Below are 18,933 nucleotides of genomic sequence, written 5' to 3'. Positions count from 1 at the left end.
GGCGTCACGCTCTCCAAGTTGTCTAAACCACTTGGAGTTGCCTCATGAACTGGACCAAACACCTCGCCACCGCCGCCGCGGTGATCGGCCTCACCGCCACCGCTATCTCGGCCCAGGCGCAAACGCTGCGCCTGGCCGTCACCGACATCGTGGGGCTGGAGAACCTGCAGCGCGAATACGCCGGCTTCCAGAAGATCCTGTCGGAAAAGTCCGGCATGAAGGTCGAGCTGTTCCCCGTGCCCAACCGCACCGCCGCGGTGGAAGCGCTCAACGCGAAGAAGATCGACCTCGTGCTGACCGGCCCGGCCGAATACGTGGTGTTCAAGAAGCGCACCGACGCCAAGCTGGTGGTGGGCTTCAGCCGCCCCGAGTACTACGGCTCGGTGGTCACGCTGGTGGGCTCGGGCATCGACGGCGTGGAAGACCTCAAGGGCAAGAAGGTGGCCCTGGGTGACGTCGGCTCCACCTCGCGCCACCTCTCGCCGATCCAGGTGCTGGCCGACCTGGGCCTCAAGCCCGGGCAGGACGTGCAGATCCTGCACATCAACCGCAACGTGGCGGTCGAGGCCATGAAGCGCGGCGACGTGTCCGCCATCGGCATCAACCGCACCGATCTGCCCGGCCTGTCCAAGCGCCACCCCGATGTGGTCTTCAAGGTCATCGCGCGTGGGCGCGACCTGCCCAACGACGTGCTGCTCGCCGGCACTCATGTGCCCGACGCCGTGGTCGGCCAGATGAAAAAGGTCTTCAGCGAGAACTCCGAAGCACTCATCGCCGCCGTGCTGATGGGGCCGGACGAAAACCAGAAGTTCCAGGGCATGAAGTTCATCCCCAGCATCGCCGACGCCGACTACAACTACGTGCGCAAGATGTACGCCACCATCGGCCAGGCGCAGTACGCCGCCTTCGTGGGCGATTGATCCCCCGGGCGCCGCACCACCATGTTGAACACGTTCGCGCCCGCTGCCACGCTGGTGGACGGCGAGGCCCTGCCCGGGGCCCAGGCCCTGGAGACCACCGCCCCGCCCGCCGATCTCTGGGTGCGTGGCCTGAGCAAGCGCTTTGATGCCGCCCAGCCGGTGCTCGACGGTGTGGCCTTTCAGGTGAAGGCGGGCCAGCGGGTGGCGCTGATCGGCGCCAACGGCGCCGGCAAGTCCACGCTGCTGCGCTGCTGCATGCACCTGATCCCGCCCGACGGTGGCGAGGTGCGGTTGTTCGGCACGCCACTGGCCGGCCTGGACGCGCCGGCCTTGCGGCGCCTGCGGTCCCAGGTGGGCTTCGTGTTCCAGAAGCACAACCTGGTGCCGCGCCTCTCGGCACTGTCCAACGTGCTGCACGGCGCGCTGCCGCGCACTCCGCTGGCGCACGCCTGGTTTCAGGGGCTCGCACCCGCGGCGCTGCGCGGCGAAGCCCTGGGCTGTCTGGAGCGCGTGGGGCTGTCGCACATCGCGCTGCGCCGGGCCGACAAGCTCTCGGGCGGGCAGTCGCAGCGGGTGGCGGTGGCGCGCGCCCTGATGCAGCGGCCGCGCCTCATCGTGGCCGACGAGCCCGCGGCCAGCCTCGACCCGGTGGCCGGCGACGAGGTGATGTCGCTGTTTTCCGGGCTGGTGAAAGACGAGGGGCTGACCATGGTCTTCACCTCCCACGATCTGGCGCACGCCGTGAAATACGCCGACCGCGTGATCGCCCTGCAGCGCGGCCGGATCGTGCTGGACGCGCTCAGCCACGAGGTGAACGTGGCCGAACTGAGGACCTTGTATGCATAGCCGTCCCCAGGCCCCCGCCTTGCGCGCCTTGCCCGACCGCTTCGAGCGCACCAGCCCGGCCAGCTTCATGGTCTGGCTGATCGTGCTCGGCTTCTTCGCCTGGTCGGTCAACAAGACCGGTGTGTCGTTCGGCGACCTCTGGGGCGGCATCCCCCAGATGACTCGGCTGGTGGGCGAGATGCTGCCGCCATCGACCGCGCGGCTCGAAGCCGTGGGCTGGGCGTTGCTGGAAACCTTCCAGATGGCCTTCGTGGGCACGGTGGTCGGCGTGCTGCTGAGCATTCCCATGGCGGTGCTGGCCACGCCCCACCTCTCGCCGCACCCGCTGGTCTACCACGCGGCGCGCCACCTGATCGCTTTCTTCCGCACCGTGCCCGATCTGGTGTGGGCGCTGCTGTTCGTGGTGTCGGTCGGCCTGGGGCCGTTCGCCGGCACCCTGGCCATCGTCATTGACAAGATCGGTTTCTGTGGCCGCTTCTTTGCCGAGGCCATGGAAGAGGTGGACCGCGGGCCGCAGGAGGCGCTGTCCGCCATGGGCACGGGCCGGCTGTCGCTGATCATGTGTTCGGTGTTCCCCGCCGCCATGCCTTCGTTCATCAACACCTCGCTGTTCAGCCTGGAGAAGGCGACGCGTTCGTCGGTGGTGCTCGGGCTGGTGGGGGCGGGCGGCATCGGCATCGAGCTGAAGGTGGCGATGGACCTGTTCAACTACGACGAGGCCGCCACCATCATCCTGGCGATCTTCGCGCTGGTGGTGCTGGTGGAGCGGCTGAGCGCGGTGCTGCGCAAGAAGGTCCTGTGAATCAGGCGCCCGGTGCGTCCGGCGGGCCCTGCCACCACCGCCGTACCTGATCCGCCACCCACGCCGGGTCGTCCAGCGGCAGGTCGTGGCCCGCGCTGGGGTGCATCACCAGCGGGCAGTGCCAGGCGCTGGCGATGGCCCGCGAGCAGCGGCTGTCCACCAGGTGGTCGTGCTCGCTGGCCAGCAGCAATACCTTCGGGATGGGCGCCGCAGGCGCGGCGCTGAAGCGCGCGGCCGCCACCAGCTGGCGCAGGGCGTTGGCCGCGGACACCGGGCGCTGCACGCGCGCGGCCACCCAGTCTTGAAGCACCGGCTCATGGGCCTGCACGCGGTTGCTGGTCATGCGCAGGATCGCCCGTTCGGCGTCTTGCGCTGAACCGGGGGCGAACGCCAGGCGCAGCAGGGTGGGGGTGTTGTGCGCCAGCAGGCGCTGGCGCAGGGGGCTGAAAGGGCGAAAGCTGGTGTTGATCAGCACGCAGGCCGCCACCTCGGCCGGTGCCACGCGCGCCCACTCGGCCGCCACCATGGCGCCCAGCGACATGGCCAGCAGGTGCACCGGTGGGGCGATGCCCTGCCGGGCGAGCTCCGCGCGGCAGGCGGCCACCATGCCCGCGACCGTGGCCGGGCTGGCCTCGCGGTGGCGCTGGCCGTTGCCGGGCAGGTCCGGGGTGACGATGCGGGCCGTGGGCATGGCCCGCTGGAACACGGCCGGGAAGCCGCCCCAGTGCGCCGCTTCGCGCGTGAGGCCGCGCAGGAAGATCCAGGGGGGCGTGGTCATGGCGTGTCCTGTGCTCCGTACCAGTGCGCCAGGGCGTCGGCGTGGCGCTGGTCGCGGGTGTCCGGGCTCGGGGTCCAGTGCGCGTGGCTGCAGGCGGCCCGCGCGAGGAAGTCCAGCAGCGAGAGGTGGCGGCGCAGCACGCGCTGCTGGCGGTGGTCGATCAGCGGGTTGAAGATGCCCTTGCGCGAAAACAACTGGCGCGGGTTCTTCTTGATCCACAGCCACGAGCCCATCTCCAGCGTCAGCGGCAGAAAGCTGCGCTCCGGGTGCTCGGCGCGGGCCCGCAGGTAGAGGTGGTCCCAGAGGTCGCCGTGCGCCAGGTACTGCGCGCTCTGGGGTTCGATGATGTAGGGGTGGTGGCTGTGCGCCTGCAGAAAGATGTCCTTGAGCGCGTGCAGCTCCGCCAGGTGCGCAATCGGTTCGCGCGTGTGGGCGTAGGGAAACCACAGGCGGTCGCTCACGCCGAACCCCGAGTGGCAGTCCAGCGCGAGGCTGAACGGGCGGCTCAGCAGCTCGCTCTGCACCACGTCGCACAGCGCCTGGCTCTCCGCTTCCATCGGGTCACCGAGCCGTCCGCGGTACCAGGGCAGGCCCGCGCTCAGGCGCTGGCCACCGAGCAGGTAAGGCACTTTCTCCCGCGCCTCCACCGGGGCGTTGCGCATCAGGTCCACGCCGCGCGGATTGGCCCGTGTGGCCGCCCACATCCCGCCGGGGTTGACGATGGGCATGAAGACCAGCCGGACCTGCTCCAGCTGCCGGTGCAGGGTCTGGTCCCAGCGCAGCCGCATGACGACGTTCTGCAGAAACGCAATCACCACCTGCGCGCCGATCCGTTCGAGGCCGTGCACGCCGCCAAAGAACCCGACCGCGGGGGCCTGCGGGTCGGTGGTGCCCAGGCCGATGGCGTAGACGGGAAAACGGTGGCCCGCTGCCACCGACACCTCGCACACCACCCGCGCCTGCAGATGGGGCGCGCCCTGCCCGACGATCTTCTCCAGCGCGATCAGTTCGGGCAGGGCGCTGTGGGGCATGGTGAATGGATGGGCGGGGTTCACACGGGGTGTTCAAAGGGGGCCTTGCGCCGTGCCGCGCCCTGACGCGAAACGGTCACACAGGTGGCCTATCTTGGCAGGCATCCTGGCTTGACGAGGGGTTTTCCTGTGAAACATGCATGGTCACCGCGGAAGACCGAGGTGCAACGCTTCGTGCTGTCGTTCGGCATGATCGCCTGCGGCCTGGCCTGGGGCCTGGTGGAGCTGTTCGCGCTGCACCGTTCGCGCTACCGCGCCTGGCGCGCGGGCCTGGGCCTGCCCCATGAACAAGGGCCCGACCCCGCGCCCTGAGGCGCGAGGGGCGGGCCCCTCGGGGAAACATCAGCTGCCGATCAGGCCGCCGTCGTTCTTGGTGATGGCGATGGTGGCCGAGCGCGGGCGCTTGCCGGCGCCGTAGCCGGCGTTGGCGGGCCACTGGCTCTGGTACTTGGCCGGGTCGTTCACATCGGCCATCTTGGTGCTTTCACCCGGGTGCTGGATGTTGACGAACACCGCGCGGCCATCGGGCGTTTCGCACCAGCCGGTGATCTCGCAGCCCTTGGGGCCGACCAGGAAGCGCGCCAGCGTGGTGGGTGTGGGGGTCTTGCCCACGTAGGTGGTCACTTCCCTGTCGCCATGCTTGACCGTGCGCGCACCGCCGTCGCCGACCTTGCCGGGAATGGCGGCCAGCATCATGCAGTTGGTCTTGTCGGTGTAGGCGCCGTCGTCGGTCTGGATCCAGCAGATGCCGGTGGCCGGGCTGAACACCAGGCCGTCGGGTGCGGACATGTCGTTCTCGTCCGTGAGGCTGGAGAGGTTCACGCTGGACTTGTCCGCATCGGCCTCGGCGCCGAACACGTAGATGTCCCACTTGAACGCGGCCGCGGCGGACGAGGCATCGGCCAGGCGCACGATGTGGCCGTGCACGTTGCCCTTTTGCTCCTTGCTGCCCTTCATGTCCTTGTAGGAGCGCGGGTTCACGGCGTTGGTGCTTTCCGGGGCGCGGTTGCTGTTGTTGGTGAGGGTGAAGTACACCTCGCCGGTGCGCGGGTGCACGCCGTTCCATTCCGGGCGGTCCATCTTGGTCGCGCCCACGGCGTCGGCCGCCAGGCGGGTGAAGATGGCCACGTCGGCGTTGCTCTTGAACTCGAAATACGAGCTGCCGGCGATCACCGGGTTGTTCATCGAGAGTTCCAGCCACTCGCCGCTGCCATCGCCCTTGAAGCGCGCGGCAAACAGCGTGCCCTTGTCGAGGTACTTGTCGCCAGCGGCCAGGCGGTTGGCCGGGCTGGCGTCTTTCGGGTCCCACTTGGCGTCGGACACGAACTTGTAGATGTACTCGCCGCGTGCGTCGTCGCCCATGTAGGCCACGATCGGCTGACCGGCCACCGGCTTGGCGAAGGCCACGCTTTCGTGCGCGAAGCGGCCCAGGCCGGTGCGCTTGCGCATGGGGGCCTGGGTGTCGTAGGCGTCCATCTCCACCACATAGCCGAAGGTGTTCATCTCGTTGCGGTAGTCGGCTTTGGCACTGGCGGCCAGGGCGCCGTTGTTCCAGCGCACGTACTGGTCTTGCGGGCCGGCGCTTTCCCAGCCGTGGCGGCTGGCCGCGCCGGCCTTGCGGCCGTAGCGCTTGAGCGCCTGCACGTGTTTGTCCTTCTTGCGCGCATCGTCGTCTTTCGCGTCGCGGAAGAAGTAGCCGTACCAGTTTTCCTCGCCCGACACAAACGTGCCCCAGGGCGTCTTGCCGGTGCCGCAGTTGTTCAGCGTGCCGCGGCACTGGGTCGCGTCGGGGCTGAATTTCGTGACCAGGTGCTCGCTGCCGCGCGCCGGGCCGTGGATGGCGCCCGGCGTCATGGTGGTGACGCGGCGGTTGAAGGCCGAGCCCGGCTGGTAGGCCCAGCGCTTGCCGTCGGAGTGCACTTCCACGAAAGACAGGCCGTGGATGGCCAGTTCCTTGTCCACCTCGGCGGCGGGGCGGGGCAGGGTAGCGGTGCCGCCGTTGGCGTGGATGAAGAAGGAAGAGAGCTGCTCGTCGGTGGTGGCCTCGTGGTTCATGGCCAGCAGGCCGCGGCTGTTGAAGCTGTTCGAGGGCTTGCCCGAAGCGTCCAGGCCAAACCACTCCATGCCGTCGTGGTGGTCGCCGGCGCGGTGCTCGAAGTCGGCGTCGGTGCCGTCGTTCTTGAAGGCGGGGGTGCTGGCGGTGAGCGGGTCGCCCAGCGCGTAGACGACCTGGGCGGTGTAGCCCTCGGGCACGATGACCGCGTCGGCCAGGCTCTTGGCCACGGGCTTGAAGCCCAGGCGGTCTACCGAGGTGGCGCTGGCGCCGGTGGTGGCGCAACCGGTCACGGCGGTCACACCCAGAGCCGCACCGGCCATGCCGGCGCCCTTGAACAGGCTGCGGCGGCTCAGGCGGGTGTCGAGCACCTGCTCGAAGCGCGGGTTGGCCGAGGTGTTCGAGTCCTCTTCGTTGAAGTCCGTTTGCGGGTTGTTGTGTGGGGTGTGGTCGCGCATGCTTGCCTCAGGGCGTGGTTGAAAAACGCCATGTTGGAGAGCTTGCGTGACACCGGTGTGATGACTGTGTGACGGTTTGAAGACGGCGCCGCCCGCCGGCGCGCTGTCAGCGCCCGGGGCCCCGTTTACCGGGGCATGGCGGGGTGGTCTTGCGGCGGGCGCTGCTCCATGTAGCCCATGCCGTCTTTCACGCCCTTCTTGCCTTCGATCTGCCAGGCGGTCTGCTGGCCCACCAGGCGCGCCAGGAACTCGACTTCTTCATCGGTGTGGTTGATGGCGCCCGCGGGCGTGAGGAAGCGGCCCTTCTTCGGCTCGACCTCGCCCCAGAACGACTGGTGGTAGCTGGCCTGCGACAGCGCGCGGTCACCGCGGGCGCTCATCTCCACCGTGCCGTAACAGTTGCAGAAGTAACTGCGCTGGTCGGGGAAGACCTCGGCGTACACCCCCGTGCCCCGGATGCCGGCGGTGAGCGTGGGCAGGACGATGGAGCGGCGCGCCCCGCGCCCGAACACACTGACCACCGCGCCGGTGAGCAGGCGCATCAGGCTCACGGTGTTCAGCGTGCTGCCGCGCTGAACCGACATGCGCGTGTTCTGCCGCACATGAAACGCGGCGTTGCCGATCACGAACACCAGCCGCGATGCCGGGCCGGTGATGATGTCGTCGCCGGTCTGGATGGTCTGCTGCTGCACCATGCGCCGGCCGTTGAGCAGCACGTCGCCCACGAATTCCACCACGTTGCTGCGCTGCTGGGCCATCGCCCCGGGCAGGCCCCCCAGGGCCACCCACGCGGCGGCGGCCTTGAGGGTGTCGCGCCGTTGCGTCCACAGGACTTCGGATTCCTGGCGGCCTGAGAGGCTGTGGGGGTGGGTCATGCGTCGTCTCCGGTGGTGGGGGTGGGTGGGGGCAGGGCTTCGTCGTCGTCCGCGATGAAGCTGTCGCGGAAGGTGAAATAGATCGAGGCGTGGAACATCGAGGCCATGAACAGCACCGAGGGGTAGAGAATGATGCTCATCGCCTGGGTACCGCCCAGCATGGCGCCCAGCAGGCTGATCACCAGGCCCATGGCCATGAACACACCCACCCAGCTCAGCGCATAGACCAGCATGGCGCCCTTGTTGGCCCAGCACGCGGCCGCACTGAAGAACAGACTCTTGACCGGGCTCACGCCGTGCCAGTGCACCAGCGCCGGCGCATGCCAGAAGGCCATCAGCACGGGCACGTAAACCACCATCGCCAGCCACAGGCCGCTGTTGAGCATGGCCGAACGCACCATCTCGGGCGTGACCTCGGGGTCGTTGAGCGCCACCTCGGCACTGCCCGCGCCACCCGCCAGGGCCGCCGCGGCCAGCACCAGCAACAGCGCGCCGGCGTACATCGCGCCAAGCACGAGCATGGGCCGGCTGCGCGCCGGGCCCGCGCGGAACGCGGCGATCAGCGTCGAGGGCATGGGGAAGCGGCCCTGGAAGGCTTCGCGGCTGGCGGTCATCAGCCCCAGCGTGGCCGCGGGCACCAGCAGCAGCGAAATGGCCGAGCCGATCACCGGCACCAGCGAAACCACCGACACCAGCGCCATGAACATGAAAAACAGGCCCGACAGGGCCAGGGGCTGGCGAAAGAAGGTTTTCACCCCCAGTTTCACCCATGTGATGCCGGTGAGGGCGGGGACGAGGTGGAGTTTCATGCAGGGGTTGGGGTGGGGTCAGGCGGCCACGCAGGCCTCTTCGAGCAGCGAGGCCGACAGGGCCTGGGCGTGGCGCACCCGCTCGCGCAGCACGCGTTCGAAATGGGTCGGGTCGTGCGGTTTCAGCATGCTCGCGTCGCGGGGCAGGTGCCAGTCCCACAGGCGCGAGAGCCAGAAGCGCAGGGCGCCCGCGCGCAGCATGGCCGGCAGCAGCTGGCGCTCGGCCATGCTCAGGGGCCGCACCGCCTGGTAGGCCGCGATCATGGCCCGGGCGCGCCCCGCGTCGTGCTGGCCGTCGCGTTCGTCGGCCGCGTGGAGGATGCACCAGTCGTTCAGGCAGACCGCCAGATCGAACAGGAAACTGTCGTTGCCGGCGAAATAGAAGTCGAAGAAGCCGGTGAGCTCGCCGTCGTCGAACATCACGTTGTCGCGGAACAGGTCGGCGTGCACCGGGCCGCGCGGCAGGGCCGTGTAGGCCGAGCCTGCGGCCACATGGTTCTGGTAGGCCAGCTCGGTGCGGATCAGCGCGGCCTGGCTCTCGCCCAGGTGCGGCAGCACCACCGGCACCGTCTCGTTCCACCAGGGCAGGCCGCGCAGGTTGGGCTGGCTCATCTCGAAGCCACGCCCAGCCAGGTGCATGCGCGCGAGCATGTCGCCCACGGCGCGGCAATGCGCCTCGGTGGGCGCGAGCTCGCTGTGGCCCCGCAGCTTGTTCACCACGGCGGCGGGTTTGCCCTGCACGCTGTGCAGGATCTCGCCGCGCTCGTCGGCCGCGGGCTCGGGCACCGGAATGCCCTGGCCCGCCAGGTACTTCATGAGGTGCAGGTAATACGGCAACTGCTCGAAACTCAGGCGCTCGAACACGGTCAGCACGTGTTCGTGCGCCACGCCGTCGCGCACCGTGGTGGCGAAATAGTTGGTGTTTTCAATGCCCCCCTGGATGCCACGCAGCTCGGTGAGGTCTCCCAGGCTCAGGCGGTGCAGCAGGGCGGCGGCTTCGCCAAACGCGACTTCGGTGTAAACGGCCATGAAGGTGCGGCGTGCGATCAGAAATTCAGGATACGCCAGCGGCTGCGGCCGGACGCGCCCGTGGTCTTGCCGGCGGCTTCGCCGAGGTCCGTGGCGCCCTGGGCGGGCACGATTTCATAGGCGGGCGCGCCGTTCTTGGGCTGCACGGCGATGTGGCGGGTCTGGCCGCCCACGCGCAGCTCGTCGATGCGGGCGTGGTCGTCTTCGTGGGTGATGCGCTCGATGCGCTCACTGAAAGCCGGCGCCGGGGCCTCGGCGGCTGGCTCGGTGGGGGGTGGCGTCTGGGCCATCGCCGGCAGGCAGGCCAGGACGGCCAGCGCCAGCAGCGACTGGCGGATGAGGGGGGTAGGGTGTTGGCACATGCCCCATTGTAGGCAGGCAAAGCCCCGCCGGCACCCGCCCGTGGCGCTGGCTGACGCACGGATTCCCCCACAATCGCGCCATGTCTGACGAAAAAACGCCCACCCCCACCCTGCTGCTGGTCGACGGCTCCAGCTACCTCTACCGCGCTTTCTTTGCCGGTGGCGACGCCATGAGCACCACCCTGCCTGACGGCACGGAGCTCAAGACCGGCGCCATCCGCATCATGATCAACATGGTGCAGAAGCTGCTCAAAGACTACCCCTGCACCTATGCGGCCTGCGTGTTCGACGCGAAAGGCCCCACCTTCCGCGACGCGATCTACCCCGAATACAAGGCCCATCGCAGTCCCATGCCCGACGATCTGCGCGCCCAGATCGCGCCGATCCACGAGGTGGTTCGCCTCATGGGCTGGCCGGTGCTCGACGTGCCGGGCGTGGAGGCCGATGACGTGATCGGCACCCTGGCCGTGGCGGCGGCCAACCAGGGCATCGAAGTCATCATCTCCAGCGGCGACAAAGACCTGGCACAACTGGTGAACGAACACATCGCCATCATCGACACCATGAGCGGCAAGGTGCGCGACATGGCCGGCGTGGAGAGCGAATTCGGCGTGCCCGCCCGCCTGATGCTGGACTACCAGATGCTCGTGGGCGATCAGGTGGACAACGTGCCCGGTGTGCAGGGTGTGGGCCCCAAGACCGCCGTGAAGCTGCTGCAGGAATACGGCTCGGTGGACGCCTTGATGGCGCAGGCCGACCAGATCAAGGGGGCAGTGGGCGAGAAGCTGCGCAAGGCGCTCGACTGGCTGCCCACCGGGCGCCAGCTGCTCACCATCAAAACCGACTGCGACCTCAACGGCTGGGTGCCCGACATGCCCTCGCTGGAGGCCATCCGCATGGGGCAGCCCCAGAAGGAACCGCTCAAGACCTTCTACGACACCTACGGCTTCAAGGGCCTGGCCAAGGCGCTGGGCGGCGAGCCCCCATCTTCACCCTCGGCCCCAGGCAGCGAAGGGTCTTCCCTCCCTCGCCCCTCTGGGGAGCGGGCCGGGGTGAGGGGCACGCCCACCAACGACCTCTTCAGCGAAGCCGAACCCGCCGAGGCCGGCGAAGCACCCACCCGCACCAGCACCCTCCAATACGACACCATCCTCACCTGGGAAGCCCTCGACACCTGGCTCCCTAGGTTGGAAGCCGCCGAGCTCGTGGCCGTGGACACCGAAACCACCTCGCTCGACGAAATGGTGGCCCAGATCGTCGGCATCAGCTTCAGCGTGACACCCGGCGAAGCCGCCTACATCCCGCTCAAACACGCCGGCCCCGATGCGCCGGAACAGCTCCCGTTCGACGAAGTGCTCGCCAAGCTCAAACCCTGGCTCGAAAACCCGGCCAAACACAAGCTCGGCCAGCACATCAAGTACGACCGCCACGTGTTCGCCAACCACGGCATCGAAGTGCAGGGCTATGTGCACGACACCATGCTGCAGAGCTATGTGCTCGAAGTGCACAAGCCCCACGGCCTGGCCAGCCTGGCCGAGCGCCACCTGGGCCGCAGCGGCATCAACTATGAAGACCTCTGCGGCAAGGGCGCCCACCAGATCCCGTTTGCCCAGGTGGACGTGGCCAAGGCCGCCGAATACTCCTGCGAAGACAGCGACCAGACCCTGGACGTGCACCGCGCGCTGTGGCCACAGCTCGAAGCCGACGCCAAGCTCAAGTTCATCTACGAGCTGGAAATTGCCAGCAGCGAAGCGCTCTACCGTATCGAGCGCAACGGCGTGCTGATCGACGCGCCCACGCTCTCCAAACAGAGCCACGAGCTGGGCCAGCGCATCTTCGCGCTGGAGCAAGAGGCCTACGCCATCGCCGGCCAGCCCTTCAACCTGAGCAGCCCCAAGCAGCTTGGCGAAATCTTCTTCGACAAGCTCGGCCTGCCCGTCATCAAGAAAACCGCCACCGGCGCGCGCAGCACAGACGAAGAGGTTTTGGAAAAACTCGCCGAAGACTACCCGCTGCCCGCCAAGATCCTGGAGCACCGCAGCCTCGCCAAGCTCAAGGGCACCTACACCGACAAGCTGGCCCAGCTCGCCAACCCGCGTACCGGCCGCGTGCACACCCACTACGCCCAGGCCGTGGCCGTGACCGGGCGGCTGTCAAGCAACGACCCCAACCTGCAGAACATCCCCATCCGCACGGCCGAAGGCCGCAAGGTGCGCGAAGCCTTCGTGGCGCCGGCCGGCAGCGTGATCGCCAGCGCCGACTACTCGCAGATCGAGCTGCGCATCATGGCCCACCTGAGCGGCGACGCGGCTTTGCTGCGCGCCTTTCAGGCCGGTGAAGACGTGCACCGCGCCACCGCCGCCGAGGTGTTCGGCATCACACCGCAAGAGGTGAGCAGCGAACAGCGCCGCTACGCCAAGACCATCAACTTCGGCCTCATCTACGGCATGGGCACCTTCGGCCTGGCCAAGTCGCTGGGCATCGACAACACAGCGGCCAAGACCTACATCGACCGCTACTTCGCCCGCTTTGCTGGCGTCAAGCAGTACATGGACGAAACCCGCGCCCTGGCCAAACAGAACGGGTACGTCGAAACCGTGTTCGGCCGCAAGCTGGTGCTGCCCGACATCCGCAACGCCAAGGGCGCCAAGCTGGCTGCGCTGGAGCGCCAGGCCATCAACGCCCCCATGCAAGGCACCGCAGCCGACCTCATCAAGCTGGCCATGGTGGCCGTGCAAAAGGCGCTGGACGAACAGCAGCGCGGCACGAAGATGATCATGCAGGTGCACGACGAACTGGTGTTCGAGGTGCCCTTGGCGGAAGTGGACTGGCTCAAGACCGAAATCCCGCGCCTGATGGCGGGTGTGGCCGAACTCAAGGTGCCGTTGCTGGCGGAGGTGGGGGTGGGGGCGAACTGGGACAAGGCGCACTGAGCGAGGCAGACAACAACATCGACGCGGGCTAACCAGAGCGGCCACCAGGCCGCCACCGCACAGGGAGGACGATGCATGAACAAGACGGATCGGCTGTACCACATCACAACGCTGCTGCGTGCTCGCCGACGCATCACACTCGCCGAACTCCAGGCCGAGACCGGCGCCTCACGCGCTACCCTCATGCGCGACCTGGCCTGGCTGCGCGATGGGCTGAACCACCCGATCCATTGGGAACGGGACGCCCAGTGCTACCAATGGCGAGCGTCCGACCGCGCGGAAGATGCCCCGGAAGAAGTGGCGGGTTTGTGGTTTAGGCCCTCTGAAGTGCTGGCGCTGCTCACGCTGGACCAATTGCTACGCGACATTCAGCCCGGCGACCTGATGCAGCGGCACCTGCGGCCCCTGGAACAGCGGCTGAAAAAGATGCTGCGTCAGGCCGGCCTGGACGGCACCGCCGAGCGCCAACTCGGCGAGCGCATCCGCGTCATCGGCCTGGCCCAGCGCCCGGTGCCACCGCAGAGCTTTGAAACCGTAGGGCTGGCGCTCAGCCAGCGCCGCCGCCTCGCCATGCACTACCAGGCGCGGGGCAACGGCGAGCACAGCGAGCGCACCGTGTCGCCCCAACGCCTCGTCTACTACCGCAGCAACTGGCTGCTCGATGCGTGGTGCCACGAGCGCGACGAACTGCGCAGTTTCAGCCTGGACGCCATCCGCCGCCCCGTGGTCTTGAGCGAGGCCGCAACAGACGTTTCCCCTAAAGAGCTGGACCAGACCCTGGGCAACGGCTACGGCATCTTCAGCGGCAAGGCCGTGCAATGGGCCACCCTGCGGTTCACCCCCGAGCGCGCCCGCTGGGTGGCCGCCGAGCAATGGCACCCCCAGCAGAAAGGCGAGTGGGACGCACAAGGCCACTGGGTGCTGCAGATTCCCTACAGCGACGACCGCGAACTGGTGATGGACATCTTGCGGCACACGCCCGAGGTGGAGGTGCTTGAGCCTGCGGGGTTGCGGGAGCGGGTTTTGGAAAAAATGCGGGAAGGATTGGTGCGGTGGGGTGCGGTCTCATGATTTGAGACAGCCCGGTCTCACACTCCTTCACGGAATCCACCAGCTTCGGGCCACTCAAAATCTTCACAGAGGTAATGGTCGTGTCAGCACCACAGACTCAGGCGAGCGGGCATATGTTGGCGGCGAATACCAAGCTGGTGGCTTGGGGAAAGCTTTCGCGAGACAAATCAGGACAGTTGACCGGCGAGCATCCTTTGCTGGATCACATGACTGATGTCGCCGCGTGCTTCTTGGCACTGGCTGAATGCGCGGGCATTCGACGTTCTCTGGAACTTTCGGCCGGCCGACCCCTCGACGAATCAGATTTGCAACGACTGGCAGTGTTGGTCTTTTTGCACGATGTCGGCAAAGCCAACGCCGGTTTTCAGTCCCGGCGATGGCAATTACCCGAACGACCGCCAGCGCTTTGGCCCACTACTCCATTTGGACATGGACCCGAAGGCTGGGAACTGATTGCCGGGCGCGTACCGAACGCCGAACACTACGCAGCCGGGTTGCCCATTGCCGAAATGGTGGCCTGGGGTGATGTGGCTGTCAGTGAGTTGCTACAGGCGAGCATCAGCCACCACGGTCGACCGCTGGGTGAATGTCCTGAAAAGCAAACGGGAAGCATCTGGAAGCCGGTGCTGGCCAATAGCGGGACGGTGTTGTATGACCCGGCAGCCACTTTGACTCGCATGGGTGAGCGTTTGACGCAAAGCTATCCGCTGGCGTTCAGGGAATGCCGGCGACCACTGCCTGACCAACCCGCCTTCGTGCATTTATTTGCTGGGCTGGTGCAGCTGGCTGACTGGCTGGGCTCCGATACACGTGAAGCATTTTTCCCATACACCGCACCTGGAGAAGATCGAATCCAGTCCGCAGTTGCTCGTGCAGCTTATGCGGTGCGGTCCATTGGTCTGGATGTGTCTGCTTGGAAAAATGAGCTGAATGGTCAATCGCCCACTTTCAGCGCAGCGTTTGGTGTGCTGGCTGCCCGCCCCATGCAGTTGGCCGCAGCCGATCTCTCCTTGGGAGACATCGTGGTACTGGAGGCTGAAACCGGCAGCGGCAAGACCGAAGCCGCGTTGTGGCGCTTCCTGAAGCTATTTGAAGCAGGCAAGGTTGATAGCCTGTACTTCGCCTTGCCCACGCGCGTAGCGGCGACACAGCTCTATCAACGTGTGTTGGCACTGGTGACGCGGCTATGGCCAATAGATGCCCCTGTGGTCGTGCGCGCGTTGCCAGGATACGAAGCAGCAGACGATCAGGAAAAAATCAGCCTGCCGGATTTCAAAGTCCAGTGGCCCGATGTCCCTGATGACTACAAAGCTAACCAGCGGTGGGTGGCCGAATCACCCAAGCGCTTTCTGGCCGCCACCATCGCGGTGGGCACCATCGACCAAGCCTTGCTCGGCGCGCTCAAGGTCAAGCACGCCCACATGCGCCACGCCTTGTTGGCTCGCAGCTTGCTGGTCGTTGATGAGGTGCACGCATCCGATGCGTACATGACCGTGCTGTTGGAGAAATTGCTCCAAGCGCACATCAAAGCAGGTGGCCATGCCATATTGCTTTCTGCCACCCTCGGCGCCGTGGCCCGAACGCGCTATCTCAACATTGGGAACAAAAAGAAGCATGCGCCACCCTCGCTGGCCGATGCATGCGCAGCCGCCTATCCGGCACTCAGCTTCCGAGATTCAACCGGCATTCACTTGCACCCCGTGGCAGGCAACCCACAACACAAAACAGTGCATTGGGAGACGCTGGATGCCATGGACGACCCCAAACAGATTTCGATGCTCGCCGCGCAGGCTGCGGCACAAGGCGCGCGCGTGCTGGTGGTACGCAACACCGTGCCTGCTGCCGTCACCACATTGAAAGCGCTGGAAGAACTGACCTTGGCTCAAGGCGGTGACTGGTTGTTCAAGGTCAACGGTGTCAGCGCGGTTCACCACAGCCGCTACAGCCGACAGGACCGCCCCTTGCTTGATCAAGCGGTAGAAGCCCAATTGGGGAAAACGCGGCAAGACAGGAAGGGGCGCGTCGTTGTTGGCACGCAAACACTGGAGCAAAGCCTGGACATTGATGCCGATTTGCTCATCACCGACCTGTGCCCCATGGACGTGCTGCTGCAACGCCTGGGCCGTTTGCACAGGCACAACCGGCCCGAGGCTGAACGGCCCGAGGGCTGCCGCCAACCACGCGCCTGGGTGCTCACTCCCACGGGGCACGATCTCTCACCCTTGCTCAAGCGTGCTCGCCATGGTCTGGGCCGCTTCCACGATGGTGGTGGTGTCTATCCCGACTTGCGCATGGTGGAGGCCACCAAGCGCCTGATTCAGGCGCAGCCCAGGCGCCAGATACCCGCCGAAAACCGCCTGCTGGTTGAGCACGCCACGCACATCGAAGCGCTGCAGGTGATCGAAAAAGAACTTGGCCCCGATTGGCAGAAGCTGGGTCAGGCCATTGAAGGCGACACCAGTGCTCGTAGAGGCGTTGGGCACCTCCACACCTTGCCGTACGACGAGGCGTTTGGCGAGGTTCTGTTTCCGGACAGTGATCAAAGAATTGCGACCCGCCTTGGCGCGGCCGACCGTCTGGTGATTTTTGACCCGCCCCAACCTGGTCCGTTTCAGCAGGACGTGAAGCAATTGGCGCTGCGTCACCATCAGGTCCCCGAGGGCGTCAGCCCTGACACCTTACCCACAAACATCGCCGAATTGCCAGCAGGCGCAGGTTTTGAGTTCGCTTTAGGCGCCGCGCGCTATCGTTACAACCGCTTTGGGCTTGAGCGCTTGAAAGCCCACGACAAAAACCAACCCACACAGGGAGGACCCATATGACGATTGCCCCGGAGCTGCAGTTTTGCTTGCTCACTGAGCCTCTCATTCGCTATCGCCGTGCGAGCGATGGGAGGACCGTTTGTGCCAACTTGCCTGAGTTGTTCGTAGCGCTTTCCGCTGACGAAGTGCGCGACTACCCGGCTTTGCGCCCGCATCAGCGTCACCCCTGGCACGCGTTCTTGGTTCAGTTGGCCGCTATCGCGCTGCACAAGGCAAACAGAACGGCTGCTCTTGAAACCGCGCAGGAATGGCGTGATGCGTTGTTGGTCCTCACGCCGGATGACCCGGACGGGGCTGCGTGGTGTTTGGTATCGCCACCGAATCGACCAGCGCTGTTGCAGGCCGCCGTCGTTGGCGGAAGCATCTCGGATTGGAAATCTGAGTCATTTGCCGCTGACGAAATTGACATGCTGGTCACATCCAAAAACCATGATGTCAAAGGCAGCCGCGCACGACGCTCGCAACCCGAAGACTGGCTATTCGCTCTGTTGAGCTTGCAGACCCAAGAGGGATTTTTGGGTGCGGGCAACTACGGGATCTCTCGCATGAACGGGGGCTTTGCCAGCAAGCCGGGCGTGGGTGTGGCTGCTGTCGGTTTTCCCGGAGCCCGTTGGATGCGAGACATTGCTGCATTGCTCAAGAGACGCGACCGAACGGTGGAGGCGCATGGTTTGCAAGGGGACGAGGGATTGGCACTGGTCTGGCTTGCTCCTTGGGATGGGCTCGGCAGTCTGTCGTTTTCCAAACTCGATCCGTTCTACATCGAGATTTGTCGTCGTATTCGCTTGCGGTGTGTTGACGGTGAAATCATGTCTGTTGGGACTGGCAGCAAAGCGGCACGCATTGCTGCGAAAGAGCTAAACGGTTTGACGGGTGACGCGTGGACGCCCATTGATGTGGAGGGCGGTAAGGCTCTTACGATCACCGCCAACGGGTTCACCTACAAACTGGTTTCGGAGCTGATGTTCGGCGGTAAATACCAAGCACCGGTTGCTCAAAACTTTGACCACTCAGCCAAAGGTGACAGCTTGATTTTTGTCACGCAGGGAGTCACTCGAGGGCAAGGGAAAACGGAGGGCTACCACGAGCGCCGTGTACCTGTATCACCCAAGGTGCGGGGTCTTTTGATGACAAACCAGAAGGCGCATCTGGAGCGCATCGCTGGGCAGCGTATCTCTGCTATTGGCGAAGTTCGAAAGCTGCTCTGGCTTGCATTGGCGGTCTTGTTTTCAAACGGAGCTTCTGGTGACAGCAGTGAGGGAAACAAAGCAAAGGCAAGCAAGTTTTCCGCGCCCTTTGAAGAGGCCGAAGACGCACGCTTCTTTGATGACCTCAATGAAGAAATAGAGGCTGCTGACCCATCAGAACGACGGCTGCAGTGGTTGTTGGAATTGGTTGAACGGGCAGAGGCCATTTTGAAAGTGGCGTTTGACGCCGGACCGCGCAGCGGCATCCAAAAGTACCGAGCGCAGTCTGCAGCCTTGTCACGCTTTCATGGTGGTCTTCGCAGTGACAAGTTTCAGATAACCGACCTCGTGAATTACTACCGCCAACAAACAACCAAACATCAGGAGGAAACCAGTGACCACGCTTGAACCCACCTTGGACGGGCACGCTCCACCGGAGGCTGTCGCCACGTACCGCGAGCCCTTCGGGGCGCTGGCTGCCTACATCAAGCGCGCCAGCACCGGCGACCGCGCGGCACTGGCCCGGCTCAAGCCGGAAGCACTACAGCCCCACCAGTTGGCTGCGTTGGCACGAGCCTTGTCAGCGGCAGGCCTGGCCCCCGAGCAATGGCATGCAGACACTTGGCCGCGTTGGGCTTTGGTTGCACATGGCATGGCGCTGGCTGGGCATGACGGTAAACAGAGGCTGGGGAGGCAGTTGGCCAACGCAGGGGTGTCTGAATCGCGCGTTACCAAATTGCTCACTTCGCGAGGCGAAGCCTTCACACAGCTTTTGCCTCGTGTGCTGCGGCTGCTGGCCAGCAAAGGCGTGGCGCCCAACTGGCGTGAACTGGGCGAACTGGTGCTCAAAGAAGGCAGCGCCTTGCGCAGCAGCCAAGCAGAAGCCGAGGAAATACGCCTCCAGATCGCAGGCCCCTATTTCTCGGCGCTGGCCCGCGCCGAATCCAAGTCATAACA

16 protein-coding genes are annotated in these 18,933 nt (G+C 65.8%); 9 read left to right on the top strand and 7 right to left on the bottom strand.

Going from position 1 to position 18,933, the window contains the following annotated elements:
• Positions 1-44 precede the first annotated feature (44 nt).
• The 3 genes from HTA01S_RS01370 to phnE are packed head-to-tail and all read left to right on the top strand — an operon-like array spanning position 45 to position 2,568.
• Positions 45-920 (top strand): PhnD/SsuA/transferrin family substrate-binding protein, encoded by an 876-nt coding sequence (locus HTA01S_RS01370; RefSeq protein ID WP_084235757.1) that lies wholly within the window; start codon positions 45-47, stop codon positions 918-920.
• A gap of 21 nt (positions 921-941) precedes the next feature.
• On the top strand, positions 942-1,766 hold the full coding sequence (locus HTA01S_RS01365) for a phosphonate ABC transporter ATP-binding protein (RefSeq protein ID WP_084235756.1): 825 nt from the start codon (positions 942-944) through the stop codon (positions 1,764-1,766).
• Positions 1,759-2,568 (top strand): phosphonate ABC transporter, permease protein PhnE, encoded by an 810-nt coding sequence (gene phnE / locus HTA01S_RS01360; RefSeq protein ID WP_068166724.1) that lies wholly within the window; start codon positions 1,759-1,761, stop codon positions 2,566-2,568. The genes HTA01S_RS01365 and phnE overlap by 8 nt, the downstream gene beginning before the upstream one ends.
• Position 2,569: 1 nt before the next feature.
• Here the strand turns inward: phnE and HTA01S_RS01355 are convergent, their stop codons facing one another.
• Both HTA01S_RS01355 and HTA01S_RS01350 read right to left on the bottom strand, forming a co-directional pair.
• Positions 2,570-3,346: an alpha/beta fold hydrolase gene (locus HTA01S_RS01355; RefSeq protein ID WP_068166722.1), complete on the bottom strand. Its 777-nt coding sequence runs from the start codon at positions 3,344-3,346 to the stop codon at positions 2,570-2,572.
• On the bottom strand, positions 3,343-4,377 hold the full coding sequence (locus tag HTA01S_RS01350; protein ID WP_068167101.1) for a M14 family zinc carboxypeptidase: 1,035 nt from the start codon (positions 4,375-4,377) through the stop codon (positions 3,343-3,345). Before HTA01S_RS01350 ends, HTA01S_RS01355 begins: the two co-directional genes overlap by 4 nt.
• A 162-nt stretch (positions 4,378-4,539) precedes the next feature.
• Here HTA01S_RS01350 and HTA01S_RS25045 point away from each other — a divergent pair, with 162 nt between their 5' ends.
• Complete coding sequence (locus HTA01S_RS25045) at positions 4,540-4,689, top strand: hypothetical protein (RefSeq protein ID WP_245637958.1); 150 nt, start codon at positions 4,540-4,542, stop codon at positions 4,687-4,689.
• Between the two features lie 30 nt (positions 4,690-4,719).
• Here HTA01S_RS25045 and HTA01S_RS01340 read toward each other — a convergent pair whose 3' ends face one another.
• The 5 genes from HTA01S_RS01340 to HTA01S_RS01320 form a co-directional block, all read right to left on the bottom strand.
• Complete coding sequence (locus tag HTA01S_RS01340) at positions 4,720-6,888, bottom strand: PhoX family protein (protein WP_068166715.1); 2,169 nt, start codon at positions 6,886-6,888, stop codon at positions 4,720-4,722.
• Positions 6,889-7,013: 125 nt separating this feature from the next.
• A complete protein-coding gene (locus HTA01S_RS01335) occupies positions 7,014-7,763 on the bottom strand; it encodes an iron dicitrate transport regulator FecR (protein WP_068166712.1) in 750 nt (249 codons plus the stop codon).
• Entirely contained in the window at positions 7,760-8,572 is an 813-nt protein-coding gene (locus HTA01S_RS01330) for a BPSS1780 family membrane protein (protein WP_068166711.1), read from the bottom strand. The genes HTA01S_RS01335 and HTA01S_RS01330 overlap by 4 nt, the downstream gene beginning before the upstream one ends.
• Before the next feature lie 18 nt (positions 8,573-8,590).
• Entirely contained in the window at positions 8,591-9,601 is a 1,011-nt protein-coding gene (locus HTA01S_RS01325; RefSeq protein ID WP_068166709.1) for a homoserine kinase, read from the bottom strand.
• A 17-nt stretch (positions 9,602-9,618) separates the two neighbouring features.
• Complete coding sequence (locus HTA01S_RS01320; protein ID WP_157571925.1) at positions 9,619-9,963, bottom strand: DUF2782 domain-containing protein; 345 nt, start codon at positions 9,961-9,963, stop codon at positions 9,619-9,621.
• 80 nt (positions 9,964-10,043) lie between these two features.
• Here HTA01S_RS01320 and polA point away from each other — a divergent pair, with 80 nt between their 5' ends.
• The 5 genes from polA (at position 10,044) to casB (ending at position 18,931) form a co-directional block, all read left to right on the top strand.
• Positions 10,044-12,896, top strand: a complete 2,853-nt coding sequence (gene polA, locus HTA01S_RS01315; RefSeq protein ID WP_068166703.1) for a DNA polymerase I — start codon at positions 10,044-10,046, stop codon at positions 12,894-12,896.
• Between the two features lie 75 nt (positions 12,897-12,971).
• Positions 12,972-13,967, top strand: coding sequence for a helix-turn-helix transcriptional regulator (locus HTA01S_RS01310; RefSeq protein ID WP_068166699.1), 996 nt, complete (start codon positions 12,972-12,974; stop codon positions 13,965-13,967).
• A gap of 80 nt (positions 13,968-14,047) precedes the next feature.
• Entirely contained in the window at positions 14,048-16,789 is a 2,742-nt protein-coding gene (cas3, locus tag HTA01S_RS01305) for a CRISPR-associated helicase Cas3' (RefSeq protein ID WP_245637957.1), read from the top strand.
• A complete protein-coding gene (locus tag HTA01S_RS01300) occupies positions 16,786-18,384 on the top strand; it encodes a type I-E CRISPR-associated protein Cse1/CasA (RefSeq protein ID WP_068166691.1) in 1,599 nt (532 codons plus the stop codon). The genes cas3 and HTA01S_RS01300 overlap by 4 nt, the downstream gene beginning before the upstream one ends.
• Positions 18,371-18,931, top strand: coding sequence for a type I-E CRISPR-associated protein Cse2/CasB (gene casB / locus HTA01S_RS24485; RefSeq protein ID WP_218017295.1), 561 nt, complete (start codon positions 18,371-18,373; stop codon positions 18,929-18,931). Before HTA01S_RS01300 ends, casB begins: the two co-directional genes overlap by 14 nt.
• The last annotated feature ends 2 nt before the right edge of the window (positions 18,932-18,933 follow it).

The organism is Hydrogenophaga taeniospiralis CCUG 15921 (genome assembly GCF_001592305.1).
In the GTDB taxonomy this organism is placed as follows: domain Bacteria; phylum Pseudomonadota; class Gammaproteobacteria; order Burkholderiales; family Burkholderiaceae_C; genus Hydrogenophaga; species Hydrogenophaga taeniospiralis.
Note: the sequence above shows the minus strand (reverse complement) of the source record. Positions and strands in the feature narration are given on the sequence as shown.

Bases quoted from the DNA above. Each gene is read 5' to 3' on its own strand.
- HTA01S_RS01340 (WP_068166715.1), bottom strand. From the start codon at position 6,888: ATGCGCGACCACACCCCACACAACAACCCGCAAACGGACTTCAACGAA.
- HTA01S_RS01355 (WP_068166722.1), bottom strand. From the start codon at position 3,346: ATGACCACGCCCCCCTGGATCTTCCTGCGCGGCCTCACGCGCGAAGCG.
- HTA01S_RS01300 (WP_068166691.1), top strand. From the start codon at position 16,786: ATGACGATTGCCCCGGAGCTGCAGTTTTGCTTGCTCACTGAGCCTCTC.
- polA (WP_068166703.1), top strand. From the start codon at position 10,044: ATGTCTGACGAAAAAACGCCCACCCCCACCCTGCTGCTGGTCGACGGC.
- HTA01S_RS01365 (WP_084235756.1), top strand. From the start codon at position 942: ATGTTGAACACGTTCGCGCCCGCTGCCACGCTGGTGGACGGCGAGGCC.
- HTA01S_RS01310 (WP_068166699.1), top strand. From the start codon at position 12,972: ATGAACAAGACGGATCGGCTGTACCACATCACAACGCTGCTGCGTGCT.
- HTA01S_RS01325 (WP_068166709.1), bottom strand. From the start codon at position 9,601: ATGGCCGTTTACACCGAAGTCGCGTTTGGCGAAGCCGCCGCCCTGCTG.
- HTA01S_RS01330 (WP_068166711.1), bottom strand. From the start codon at position 8,572: ATGAAACTCCACCTCGTCCCCGCCCTCACCGGCATCACATGGGTGAAA.
- HTA01S_RS01370 (WP_084235757.1), top strand. From the start codon at position 45: ATGAACTGGACCAAACACCTCGCCACCGCCGCCGCGGTGATCGGCCTC.
- phnE (WP_068166724.1), top strand. From the start codon at position 1,759: ATGCATAGCCGTCCCCAGGCCCCCGCCTTGCGCGCCTTGCCCGACCGC.
- HTA01S_RS01335 (WP_068166712.1), bottom strand. From the start codon at position 7,763: ATGACCCACCCCCACAGCCTCTCAGGCCGCCAGGAATCCGAAGTCCTG.
- HTA01S_RS01350 (WP_068167101.1), bottom strand. From the start codon at position 4,377: ATGCCCCACAGCGCCCTGCCCGAACTGATCGCGCTGGAGAAGATCGTC.
- HTA01S_RS01320 (WP_157571925.1), bottom strand. From the start codon at position 9,963: ATGTGCCAACACCCTACCCCCCTCATCCGCCAGTCGCTGCTGGCGCTG.